The sequence below is a fragment of the Brevibacterium sp. ACRRH genome (genome assembly GCF_022346365.1).
Taxonomy (GTDB): Bacteria; Actinomycetota; Actinomycetes; order Actinomycetales; family Brevibacteriaceae; genus Brevibacterium; species Brevibacterium paucivorans.
The window spans coordinates 157,693-169,404 of the sequence record NZ_JAKRMN010000001.1 but is presented as its reverse complement, the minus strand read 5'-3'; the positions used below and the strand labels follow the sequence as shown (position 1 = coordinate 169,404).

Here is an 11,712-nt window from a genome sequence, read left to right as displayed (position 1 = left end):
AATACGAAATCTGAAGTACTATCAATCTGCAAGCCGACTTGTTCTACATCACACCTCAGATACCTACCACTCCATGAGCCGAGAACGAATGAGGAAGCGCTTTCCAGTAGGCGACTCAACTGAAAAACCAGAACCGCGTCCTGTCACCACGTCCACGGTGATGTGAGTGTGCTTCCAGTACTCGAACTGCGCTTTAGACATCCAGAATTCGCATTGCGCCACAGAATCCGCAACACCAGGCAAGATGAAAACACCCAACAGCACATCGCTGGTCCCGGTAATGAACTCCCCTGCCGGGTAGCACATGGGAGCCGAACCGTCACAACATCCGCCGGACTGGTGAAACATCAGTGGCCCGTGAACGCCCACCAGTTCAACGAGCAGGTCCACCGCTTCCTGGGTGAGCGCCACCCTGGAGTGACCTTCACCCGGAGGCGCCGGCGCCTCTAGTACCGGCGCCCCCGCTTGCATGTCACTCATTAGAACAGACCAGTGGGCTGTTCGGAGTAGCTCACCAGCATGTTCTTGGTCTGCTGGTAGTGGCTGAGCATCATGAGGTGGTTCTCACGTCCGATGCCCGAGTTCTTGTACCCGCCGAACGCGGCGTGCGCCGGATACGTGTGATAGTTGTTTACCCACACACGCCCAGCTTGAATTTCACGACCAGCTCGGTAGGCAGTGTTCGTGTCACGGCTCCACACACCGGCCCCGAGCCCGTACAGCGTGTCATTCGCAATCGACATCGCCTGGGCGTAGTCCTTGAACGAAGTCAGTGCGAGGACGGGACCAAAGATCTCCTCTTGGAAGATGCGCATGGCGTTGGTTCCACGGAACACGGTGGGTTGAACGTAGAAGCCACCGGCCAGATCGCCGTCAAGGTGAGCTTGTTCGCCACCCACTAGCACCTCGGCCCCTTCTTCCTTACCAATAGCCAGATACGACAGGATCTTCTCAAGTTGGTCGTTGGACGCTTGCGCACCCACCATGGTGTTCGTGTCGAGTGGGTTGCCTTGCACGAACTTCTTGACGCGCTCGATACCGGCTTCCACGAATTCGTCGAAAATGCTCTCCTGCACCAGGGCGCGCGACGGGCACGTGCAGACTTCGCCCTGGTTGAGCCCGAACATGGCAAGACCTTCAACTGCCTTGTTGTAGAAGTCGTCTTTGTGCTGGGCCACGTCTTCGAAGAAGATGTTGGGGCTCTTGCCACCCAGCTCCAGAGTGATAGGGATGAGGTTTTGGGAGGCGTACTGCATGATGAGGCGCCCCGTGGTGGTTTCACCAGTGAACGCGACCTTGGCGATGCGCGGGTTGGAGGCCAGTGGCTTACCGCATTCGACGCCGAATCCGTTGACCACGTTGACCACGCCGGGTGGCAGAAGGTCGCCCACGATTTCCATGAGCACCATGATGGAGGCCGGAGTTTGCTCAGCTGGCTTGAGCACAACTGCGTTGCCGGCGGCCAACGCTGGGGCGAGTTTCCAGATGGCCATGAGGATCGGGAAGTTCCACGGGATGATCTGGCCTACAACGCCCAAGGGTTCGTGGAAGTGGTAGGCGACGGTGTCTTCGTCGAGCTGGGATAGGTGGCCTTCTTGCGTGCGGATCGCCGAGGCGAAGTAACGCAGGTGGTCAGCGGCCAGAGGGATGTCGGCGGCGAGGGTTTCGCGGATTGGCTTGCCGTTGTCCCAGGTTTCAGCAACGGCGATCTTCTCGAGGTTCTCGTCGATGCGGTCGGCCATTGCATGCAAGATTGCCGCGCGTTCTGCCGGGCTGGTTTTGCCCCACGCGGGCGCTGCTTTGTGAGCTGCGTCGAGGGCGAGCTCAACGTCGTCGGCGTTTGATTGGGCGGCTTCGCAAAAGACTTTTCCGGTGACGGGAGTGACGTTTTCGAAGTATTTTCCAGATTTGGGGGCGACCCATTCGCCACCAATGTAGTTGTCATAGCGAGAGCGGAATTCGACTTTCGCTCCATCGGTTCCTGGCTGAGTGTAAACGGTCATGATACTCCTCGTTGAGTGTGCTTCCGCCTCCGTTTCTAGGGGCTTGTACGCACTCTAAAGGGAGACCAATGACTGATCAATCGTTAAGTTTATGTGGGCTGGGGTGTGGCGTGAGCGGTCCACGTGTGATCGTTCTACGCCACTTGCCAATCCACGTCGTTGCCGTGTTTAAACACGGAGATGGGAATGGGGTGTTCGAGCGTGAACTCATACGATCCGCCATTCGCGATCGTCTTTTCAGCCCGGTCTTTTTGCGTTGGGTCAGAGATTTTGAGGGGCGCTACACCGTTTTTGGGATTGTGGCCCAGATTGTAGCGACCGTGATCAACAAACTGCTTGCGCACTTTGTCTACCATCGTCAGGTTGTATGCCGGTGGTTGTGTAATTGAGTGCGTCCGCCCGTCCTCGAAGTACTCAATATGGAGGGCAAGGTAGGGTTCTTTCCCCATGGTGTCCGAGGTGGCAACACGCTTAGCTGTCACGGTTGCCCCGGTGATGCGGCCGGGGAGACCACCAGTGCGGAACACTCTCTTTGTGCCCTTGCGCATTCGGGTGATCATGAACATTCCCAGAAAGCCAACTGCCAGTATTGCCAGCATGACAAAGAAGAACCCATATGGAGGTCCGCCCGGTGGAAAGAAGTGTGAATCAAACATTGACGGCGCTCCTTTTAACAAAGGTCCTTCTAACAGGGGTCCTTCTTGCGGGGATCTTGCGATGACACCTCGCACGAACTGACTTTCGTCAGCTTAATGCCCCCAGCACAATGATCACCAGCGTTCCGATGATGAGGTATGGCCCAAGTGCGATCGCGGTTTTCATTGTTGCCTTGCGCATGATCATAAGCACGACTCCCACCGCAAAGCCTAAGAGCATGCCAATAAACGGGCCCAGTAACAGCGCGAACCAACTGTAGGTTCCCAACACTGCACCCATCGACAAGCCGAGCTTCACATCACCAAATCCGAAAGCTCCACCAGCAATGATGAACATAACGAAGAACGCGGCGAACAGGATGAGCATCCCAGCGCCACCGCGCAGAGCTGGCCCCCAGTCACCAGACAGCAACGCACCCGCGATTAGCGCGACTACACTCGCGCCCGCCGCCGGTAGCGTCACCACGTCGGGCAACCTACGTTCAGCAAAATCAATCGCAGTCAGGATCGGCGCAACCGCCACAAACACGGCTGCAACATAAGCACTCGGGTGGTTCCATCCGTACGCAACCAGGGTGACAACGGCCAGTACGCCACCGGCACCGAACAGCGTCACTAGCACCCACCTCGGCGGGTTCCACGTCTCTAACAGTCGGTAACCACGGTCGGTGGGTTCCACCTCGGCGGGGTTCTGGGGTAGGTCTTCATGCCCGAGGTCGTTCTGCGGCGCGCTCACGGTGTCACCGTCTCTTTCTTGGGTTTGCTGATCATGGAGGCGGCCGTGATGACGGCCCCCACGAAAATAGCGTCGATGAGTAGTTCAACGATCGCGAGTGAGTCACTGGACAGCGTGGCCACCAGGGCAAACGGGATGAGCGGTACGACCGCACCCAGCATGCCGGCGGGCACCAGGTTGAAGAGGATACGGCGCAGCGGCGCGTCGAGTTCCCACATGCGTTCAGCTGTCATTTTGGTGAGAGCAAAACGCAACAGCAACACCAGTGCGACGAACAGCAGGCGTGTGAATCCTGTTCCCAGGTTGAGCGCGAACATGGGGCCGAGGATCACGGCCGCGACGAACGCGATAACGCTCACCGCCGCGTTCATGAGCAGGGATGCGTAGAATCCTTTTGCGTAAAACATCAGGATTCCTTTTCACAGCTGACGAACGGTTCGAACTGGGCGTGTGGGAGGGCCAGGTCAGCGGCGTTGACTTCGCGGGCTTCCAGACCGGCCGTGGATTCCTGCATGAGGGCGTGCTTGGTGAACGTTTCGGACAGGGTTTCTACGTCCAGGTCCGCCGAGGTGGCAAAGGTGGTTTCTGTGACCACGCCAGTGTCGCGGGCGCGTTCGCGCATTGCCAGGTACGGGTTGCGGTCGGCCTTGCCTTCCGCCACGTCTTTGTCGAACAGGCCGGTTTTTAAGGTGTCGACTTTTGCGCCTTGAACGATTTTTTGATCCACCAGATCTTGATAGGCCTCCCGGTTCGTGGTTTGTTTGAGATCCAATGTGTAGGACCGGACGACAAAACCGTCACCGTCGGTTTTCACCTCGGTATCAACCGTGGCTCGTTTGAATTCTGAGGCTTTGATGACGCTCAGGTTCCACGCCTCTGAGGCGGGGCCGGAAAAGGTGAGCGAATACGGCGAGCCGTCGGGGGCTTTCCGCACGTCCGTTCGTAAAGCACCGGTGATACCCAAAGTGGCCGCTAAGCGGTTCAACGACGGGGTGTCATCGGTGGGGAGCTCAGTGACTAAAGTTTGGGTGGTGTGCTGGTCTCGCACGTTTCGGCTGATGATTCCTTCGGAGTTTTCGCCGGCGGCAAACCTGGTGCCTTCTGCCCATGGTTCGGCTGACTCTTTTGAAACGAGACCAATTTTGGCCATGAGTTTGGTGAAGCCTTTATAGGTCCCGTCCGTGGTGGGGCCAACCCCGGCGTCGATTGCGCGGGGCAGCGAGGCGGATTCGTCGTACACGAATCGTTTGGCTTGTTCTTGGTCAGAGAACGAGTAAATGTCCACTCCCCCGTGTTGGGCGGGGGTGGCGATTTTCACGGCCCCGCTGACCACACCGGCCAGGTGCATGGGGTGCTTTGCCGGTGCGGTGGTGGCGAACGATGTGAGGCTCGATGAGATGGCTTTGTCGCGTCCCACACCTGAGCACTGTGGCATTTTTCCCACGCTGGTCGAGCATCCTTCGCCGGAACAAAGGCCGTCAGCCAGCGAGTATCCCAAAGGGCGGGCTACGGGTGTGGCGATAATTGCAAGGCCCGCGAGAATCGACAACATGATGGTTCGTTGTTTGCGTAGGCGACGCGGGTCACGCGCTTTGGCTTTGCGATTCCGTTGGCGCGTTGTGGGCAGTTTCAGTTTCATGGCTTTCGCACTTTATGTGGGGATTTTGGGGTACGGGGGGCTATGTTTCTTCTGCCAGGATAATACGAGCACCCTGGTCGATGCCCCACTGGCCCAAAAGCCCGGGGTTAGCTTCTAGAACAGCGTGAGCGTTGCGAACGGGCATGTGCATGTTCCACGGTTTGAGGTCTTTCACTGTCAGCACCTGACCGTCCTTGTCGATATACGCCACTTCGAGTGGGCGGTTGAACCCGATCGAGTGGACGGAGCTACACGGGACGATCATGAGCGCTGGGGCGTCGCTGAAGAACAAGCCGCGCAGACGACGGAGTGCGGTCCCAGCGAGTTTGACCCTGAAGTCAGTGCCGTGGGGAGTTGTGAGGCAAACTTCGCGAGCTTTTTTATTCAGATTTTTCATACGTGTTTCTAGCCTTGTGCGGTAGTTGACGGCCGAGGTGTTGAGGAGCTGGGAGTTCCCGCGGACTGGGTGCGGTTAAACTCCATTTGAGACTTATCGCCTACACGTAAAGTGAGCGTGTCAGACGTGATGCCCTTTTTAGGGAAGTACGCGTACATTTCTACAGCTTCGCCACGAGCTTTGCTTTCATCTGTAGGACGGACTGACTGCGAGCACAAGCAGTCAAATGATCCGGCCGTGACAGATCGGGCTAAAAGGTTGTTTGATTTGTCCCAAAGTTGAGTGTGGGCAAACGATGGCGTATCACGACGGAGATTCACTAGGTTCAAACCAAACGGAACGACTTTTTCATCAGAAGAGACATGCGAAAACGCGTTGTCAATGTCTTGACCAGATGCAGTTTTGACGGCAAACGTCACTTTCAAGAATTCGCCATGCTCCTGGATTTCTTTAATATCCAGTTGCATTTCTGGAGTGTTGCTCCCTTTGGGCGTTGGAACGATACCGCTGGCTAGAGCATCAGTGGAATCTCCCGGCTTCATCTTTTCCAAGTCAGAGATCTTCTTACCCGTCTCTACATTCGGATCGATGTCGCCTTGGGGCTTATAACTGAACGACACCCTTCGGTTCTTCGCCTGGTTTTTCTTAATAGCGTCACCGCCGGCAGTACGGTTAGGAAGAATCGGTTGCGATTCTCCAAAGCCCTTCGTCTCAAAGGTTATTCCCGAACCACCCACCTTTGGTTCTAGAACTTTCTTGACTGATTCAGCTCGACGGTTCGACAGGTCGACATTGTATTTTTCATCGCCTTCATCATCAGTGTGACCTTCAATGGTCACCTTCTGCCCCGCCGCTGATTTTTTCAGCTCATCAGCGATACCGTCGATCAGTTTCGAGTCGGAGTCTTTAACTTTGTCTGAGTCAAAATCAAACAAAACATCGGCACTCACGTTCAAAGCCGACGAGTCACCGCGGTCAGACACCGAAGTGTCGGTAACTGACTCAGTGACGAGACTCATGGGAAGTCGCTGCTCAAGAATCGCTCCCCCACCATATGGGTTAGATAGGTCTTGTTGGTTGAACCAGCGGAAGTTCACTTTCGCTAGTTCAGGGACTTTGAAGTGCTTTCCGTGACTCACGGGCACGTTGTCCAGAAATGTCGCATTGTCGCCAAATGAGATGCCAACTGATTCAGTCTTTGGAGCTGGAAAATCTGCATAAAACAGCGAGATTTCTTCGGGTTTCTGGGTTACATCTTCGGTGACCGAGGGAATGTTTGAACACGCGCATTTTGCCGAATATTTTTGAAACTCATCGTCTCCCCCTTCTTTAGGGTTTGGATCATGTTTAAATTCATCTGAAAACAAGTCGTCACTAGTTTCGTACGGAATAAGCAATTTCTCATCGCCAAAGTCCGCGAGTCGAATATGTGGCATCTCTAACCCGTTTCCATATGCGGTCTGCAACTCAGACCCTTTAAGGTGTTTTCCGTCTACTGGGGGTAGCCAAGCCGCAACCATGCGTACCGATTTACCGTCCGAGTCCAGCGACACCACTTCAAGCCGGGCCTTAGCAGGACCATCATCAGTAGGACGCTCAATCACCTTCTTAGCCAGAGGCTCACCCAAAGTATTCGGACGCCAAAAACCATCACTCTCCACCACCTCGGGAGAGGGAGGTTGCTGACCACCACCGCCACCGTCACCATTTCTCCCTATGCCAGGGATGCAACCAGAAAGAACCACAGTGGCAAGGATCACTGTGGCTAGAACATTCAGGCGGGGACGATACAAAGAGGGGACTTTGAGGGGTTTCATACAGGCAAACTATAGCGACGAAGTTGCGACGAGTGCGCAAACCGCACATGTCAACAAAGTTAAATCTGTGCCTAGTCCACCCTTACCGCGTTTCACAAAGTCAGGGCGTGTATTCGAGAGAATCACGAATACCATCAATCATTGCCGGTGCTACGCTCGTGCCAATAATTTCGACGCCTGCAACCTTCTCAGACTTACGATTCGACACAAACATCCACGTACCATTGACTGTCGCTTCCTCCTGCGTGGTTGTAAAGGAGGCTTCTACCCCAACATCGGCGTTCTTGACCTCAAGCTTTGACACCTTTTCAGAAGAAAAGTCTTCACCATACGGTCCACCAAACATCGCTTCAGTTTGGATAACGCCCAGTGTCGAGTCAGCTTCCGCAGTACGGCCAAGATCGTCGCTCACGCGAATAACAACCGTAGGGTCAGACGGGTTGTCCGTGAACGACTTCGTCCAACCATCGGTCGGTTCATAGTCAGTCACCTCACTCACCCCATCTGGGAGTTCAAACGTAATCGTGGACCCACCAGCACGATTAGAACTATCGTCATCCTCACGCTGGCCATTGTCTCCACCAAAACCGCACGCCGAGACAAGAAGGAGCGTTGACACGAAAGCACTAAAGCCAAAAAGCCGTTTCATCGTATGCCTTTCATTGAGGGGACTGAGGGGGATTAGATCATGTGTACTTTACTATCGTTTTCGCGAGCGCCATGCGGGCATCCATGAAGCCCTTCTGTTACGCAAGTTCGCTTTCCGCCGATCCGAACCAGTAACTGCGGAAGAGGACAACAACTATGGCTGCCCCAACTGCACTGTCAACGATTGCCTGAAGAGGGGAGAAAATGGCGTGAAATGCGCAAACTATACGTGTACACATCGTTAAATCTGAGCGTTTAGAACAATGCCATTCTCATCACGAGGGCTTTGCCGTCGCGTGATTCGACGTTCCCGGCGTTGACCGTGGCGCTGACGTGTTTCGATCGAACGTGATCTGAGCCGTATCGGCTACCCGAAGAGTAAGGGAGTCCGATTCAATACCCTTCTTGGGTAAGTAGGCGTACATCTCGATCGGCTCGCCAGGAGCATCTACGGAGCCTTTCGTCGACAAAGCCTGCGAGCAAATGCAGTGAGGTTCACCGGCGGTCACCGTCGTGGCCATGAGGTTAGTTTTTTTATCCCAGATTTGAACGTTTGCAAGGGTGGGTATGTGCGCCACACCAGTTGCCGCGTTGGGACCAAACTGCATTGTTTCGGGCTTGGCGATCACTTCCGCAAAAGCAGACTCCACACTATCTCCGGTCGTTGTGCTTACTGCCACCTTTAGCTTGAGAAATTCTTTGTACTCATCAAGTGAAAGTATCTCGAAATTAAGATCGGGCGCTTTGCCACCTTTACGTGCTGGCAAGATCCCGGCAACCAGTCCCGTAGTCACATGCCCTGCCTTCATTTCAGGAAGGTCTTTGACTTTTTTTCCTGTGTCAACGTTTGCATCGATCTGGGCCTGAGGCTTGTAGTTAAACGAAACCCGACGGTTCTTTGCCTGATTCTTCTTAATGGAGTTTCCGCTACCATCACGGTTCGGCACAAGCGGTTTCGTTTCGCCAAAACCCTTTGTTTCAAGCTGGATACCCACCCCAGAAAGCTTGGGCTCAACTGCCTTTTTGACCGATTTTGCACGACGCTCGGATAAGCCCTGGTTGTAGCCTTCATCGCCTTCGTCATCAGTGTGACCTTCGACTACAACCTTCTGGCCTTTCGCTGATTTCTTCAGCTCTTCAACAACAGAGTCAATCGCTTTTTCCGCGTCCTTGTTGAGTTTGTCCGAGTCGAACTCAAACAACACGTCTGAACTCACGTTCAGCGCCGAGGTTTCACCTCGATCGGACACCGAGGCTTCTGTCACGGATTCCGTATTGATATCCAGGGGAATTCGACGTTCCTTGATTGCACCTTGTCCGTAGATGTCATGTAGCTGTTCCTGGAATGTCGACTTGAGTTTGAGCTCAGCTAACTCAGGAATCGAAAACTTCTCACCCTGAGTAACCGGAATATCTTCAAAGAATGCGGCATTGTCTCCGAAACTCATACCCACAGAAGTAGATTCTGGCGCCGGAAAATCAGCATAGAAAACCCTCACGTTTTCAGGGGCATTGCTGGTGTCCACATCTGATGGTGGTCCGTCCGAACATACACAGTACGTCTCGCGCGATGAGTCAGTTTTCACCTCCCCTGCCTCTACCTGAGGATGACCAGTGGGGTGCTCCACACCAGTTCCCGTTTTAGTTTCGTATGGCTCTAATAATTCACCGGTTTCAAAGTCCACTAAGCGGGTCCATGGGATGGTTCCTGGTGACCCCAAGGCATTCTGTAGTTCGCGCGGATCGAGATACGGCCGATCAACAGGTGGCAACCAAGTCGCAAACATACGAGCCGACGTGCCATCGGTGTCCACCGAGAGCACTTGCAGTTTCGCTAAAGCTTCACCGTCTTCACCGGGACGCGTCACAACCGTTTCCGCCACAGGGTCCGGGAATGTATTTGGACGCCAAAAGCCATCGCTTTCTACCACCTCGGGTGTGGGCGGTTTCTGGCTACTTTTGCCATCATTGCCACCTGAACCGCCTTTAGGCGCGACCGGATTACAGGCGGCTAAGACCACGCACAGAAAGAGCGCAAAAGCCGACACCGCAATCTTGCGAACAAGGGATGTAAAGAAATGGGGAAAGTGGGGGGATGAAGTCATGCTTCCCATACTATAGGTGCTGGTGGGAAGGGGCGGACCCACGGTTCACCCGGTAGGTGTACGTTGAGTGAACTCTCAGAATGATAACCATCCCCACCTAGACACCTACACGAATAATTATTATTGTCGTTGATAGCAACATCCCCCTTGCACTCCCCTTCGAAGAACTGAACACATGATTCAATCCCCAAAGACGTCCCGTGTTTTCGCCGGGAACGCAGAGATCGATTTTGCGCTCCAGCGCGTAAGCAACGACGGTCGCGCGATCTTTGTTGTCGACAAAAAACATTCGCTAGATTCAATTCGCGTTATCAGCCACGCGCGTGCATCTACGTTGGCAAACGAAGTCCTCATCCACGTTTCACGACTATCTCCGCTAGGACTTTCCACTCTCGTCGAAATACTCGACTCCCTCAAAACCTCCTTGTCGAGCGCTCAGCTGTTCGCCTTAGCACATGACCTAGAGGAACACATTCGTTGCCAAGCTCTTTTGAAGTCGGTGTCAAAACTACAGGCTGCAACCCCAAGTTTGATTCAGCACTTTATGGGTTGGTGGCCATCTACTAAGTTCATTGCTGAGGCGCACGGACCGGTCGTGTCTGCGGCGAAGATGCAGGTCGATAATGACATATTCGCGTTTGATGAGCCACAAGTTTTGGTTATACAAGAAGATCCCCCCGAGTCAAGTCAACAGTTTCTGAGCGATCTGATTGACGTCGCACAACCATCTACGGTCATTTATCGCTCACTCGCAGACACTGAGTACTGGGGAAACTCACCAGAACTTCAGTGGTGTTTCGCTCCTGCAAATTTGGATACCCTCACAGGCCCCATTGAACGCACTTCCGAACGTTGTAGGTGGTGCAATGAAGACTTTGTACCGCCAGTTTGCCCAGTATGTAGCTCATTCACCCCTAACGGAGATCAAGCATGAACCCAAAACAACGACGTGGACTAATCTTTTTGATTGCCGCAACACTGCTAGCAGTCCTGGTGTTTATTGGTGTCATTGCGTACGTGCAGAACGTGAACTCACAGGTTGGGCCAAGCACAGAAGTGTTTGTAGCCAAAGAGGACATAAAGGCGTTTGAACCAATTGAGCAAGACAAGCTTGAAACCCAACGGGTACCAAACCGCTACATTACCCCTCAGATGGTCACTAGCGCCGAACAAGTATCGGGACAGAAGGCTGCGACCAGCATCTCAGCCGGTTCCTTCATCCAAACCGATCTGATTGAACCGACTTCCTCGATCGCAGACGGGCAGCGTGAAATCTCTGTCAGCTTTGATGCAACAGCAGGTGTAAGCGGACGAGTAGCACCCGGTGATGTTGTAGATGTAGTCGCCTCTTTTGCCAAACAACGAGAAAATGACCAAGGTGAGACGGCGTACAAGCGCGCAGATATTCCTTACAACATTTCTGGCACAATCGTGCGCAACGCCCACGTCGTTTCGGTTGGACAGCCCGTTGACCCGAACGCAGTGGTTGGAGCCGCCGATGAAACAGGTGCACAAGCTGGATCTGTACCAGTAACATTTGCCGTCACCGTCGAGGAGGCCGGGCGTTTGTCATATGCTGAGTCCTTTGCTATCAGCATGCGACTCATGCGGATCGGTAATAACGAGACCGACACGAAAGTTCGAGACGAAGACCGTTCGTTCGACGACCGCGATCTTCAAGAAACGCTTTCTTCGGGCAAGGACAAGTAAA

The 11,712-nt window shown here is 54.0% G+C and carries 11 protein-coding genes; 1 reads left to right on the top strand and 10 read right to left on the bottom strand.

The window, feature by feature from the left end; all coding sequences use genetic code 11:
• Positions 1-63: 63 nt before the first annotated feature.
• From MHX53_RS00760 to MHX53_RS00715, 10 genes are all read right to left on the bottom strand, one after another.
• Positions 64-480 carry a DUF779 domain-containing protein gene (locus MHX53_RS00760; RefSeq protein ID WP_239270895.1) on the bottom strand — a complete coding sequence of 139 codons (417 nt, stop codon included), beginning with the start codon at positions 478-480 and terminating at the stop codon, positions 64-66.
• Positions 480-2,003 (bottom strand): aldehyde dehydrogenase family protein, encoded by a 1,524-nt coding sequence (locus MHX53_RS00755; protein WP_102238984.1) that lies wholly within the window; start codon positions 2,001-2,003, stop codon positions 480-482. The genes MHX53_RS00760 and MHX53_RS00755 overlap by 1 nt, the downstream gene beginning before the upstream one ends.
• Before the next feature lie 134 nt (positions 2,004-2,137).
• Positions 2,138-2,659 carry a hypothetical protein gene (locus MHX53_RS00750; RefSeq protein WP_102238983.1) on the bottom strand — a complete coding sequence of 174 codons (522 nt, stop codon included), beginning with the start codon at positions 2,657-2,659 and terminating at the stop codon, positions 2,138-2,140.
• A gap of 88 nt (positions 2,660-2,747) precedes the next feature.
• The gene (locus tag MHX53_RS00745) at positions 2,748-3,395 is read right to left on the bottom strand and encodes an A24 family peptidase (protein WP_102238982.1); all 648 of its coding nucleotides are present in this window, start codon (positions 3,393-3,395) and stop codon (positions 2,748-2,750) included.
• Positions 3,392-3,802 (bottom strand): hypothetical protein, encoded by a 411-nt coding sequence (locus MHX53_RS00740; RefSeq protein WP_102238981.1) that lies wholly within the window; start codon positions 3,800-3,802, stop codon positions 3,392-3,394. The genes MHX53_RS00745 and MHX53_RS00740 overlap by 4 nt, the downstream gene beginning before the upstream one ends.
• A complete protein-coding gene (locus MHX53_RS00735) occupies positions 3,802-5,034 on the bottom strand; it encodes a hypothetical protein (protein ID WP_102238980.1) in 1,233 nt (410 codons plus the stop codon). The genes MHX53_RS00740 and MHX53_RS00735 overlap by 1 nt, the downstream gene beginning before the upstream one ends.
• 40 nt (positions 5,035-5,074) lie before the next feature.
• Positions 5,075-5,431 (bottom strand): DUF192 domain-containing protein, encoded by a 357-nt coding sequence (locus MHX53_RS00730; RefSeq protein ID WP_102238979.1) that lies wholly within the window; start codon positions 5,429-5,431, stop codon positions 5,075-5,077.
• 8 nt (positions 5,432-5,439) lie between these two features.
• On the bottom strand, positions 5,440-7,248 hold the full coding sequence (locus MHX53_RS00725) for an OmpA family protein (protein ID WP_102238978.1): 1,809 nt from the start codon (positions 7,246-7,248) through the stop codon (positions 5,440-5,442).
• Positions 7,249-7,348: 100 nt separating this feature from the next.
• Complete coding sequence (locus MHX53_RS00720) at positions 7,349-7,867, bottom strand: hypothetical protein (protein ID WP_239270894.1); 519 nt, start codon at positions 7,865-7,867, stop codon at positions 7,349-7,351.
• A gap of 304 nt (positions 7,868-8,171) precedes the next feature.
• Positions 8,172-10,001, bottom strand: a complete 1,830-nt coding sequence (locus MHX53_RS00715) for an OmpA family protein (protein ID WP_102238976.1) — start codon at positions 9,999-10,001, stop codon at positions 8,172-8,174.
• Between the two features lie 963 nt (positions 10,002-10,964).
• On the opposite strand from MHX53_RS00715, the gene cpaB reads away from it, so the two are divergent.
• Positions 10,965-11,711, top strand: a complete 747-nt coding sequence (gene cpaB, locus MHX53_RS00710; RefSeq protein WP_239270893.1) for a Flp pilus assembly protein CpaB — start codon at positions 10,965-10,967, stop codon at positions 11,709-11,711.
• The last annotated feature ends 1 nt before the right edge of the window (position 11,712 follow it).

What these genes read in the sequence shown, in the direction of transcription:
- MHX53_RS00740 (WP_102238981.1), bottom strand. Translation starts at nt 3,802, where the DNA reads ATGTTTTACGCAAAAGGATTCTACGCATCCCTGCTCATGAACGCGGCG.
- MHX53_RS00725 (WP_102238978.1), bottom strand. Translation starts at nt 7,248, where the DNA reads ATGAAACCCCTCAAAGTCCCCTCTTTGTATCGTCCCCGCCTGAATGTT.
- MHX53_RS00730 (WP_102238979.1), bottom strand. Translation starts at nt 5,431, where the DNA reads ATGAAAAATCTGAATAAAAAAGCTCGCGAAGTTTGCCTCACAACTCCC.
- MHX53_RS00750 (WP_102238983.1), bottom strand. Translation starts at nt 2,659, where the DNA reads ATGTTTGATTCACACTTCTTTCCACCGGGCGGACCTCCATATGGGTTC.
- MHX53_RS00715 (WP_102238976.1), bottom strand. Translation starts at nt 10,001, where the DNA reads ATGACTTCATCCCCCCACTTTCCCCATTTCTTTACATCCCTTGTTCGC.
- MHX53_RS00735 (WP_102238980.1), bottom strand. Translation starts at nt 5,034, where the DNA reads ATGAAACTGAAACTGCCCACAACGCGCCAACGGAATCGCAAAGCCAAA.
- MHX53_RS00760 (WP_239270895.1), bottom strand. Translation starts at nt 480, where the DNA reads ATGAGTGACATGCAAGCGGGGGCGCCGGTACTAGAGGCGCCGGCGCCT.
- MHX53_RS00755 (WP_102238984.1), bottom strand. Translation starts at nt 2,003, where the DNA reads ATGACCGTTTACACTCAGCCAGGAACCGATGGAGCGAAAGTCGAATTC.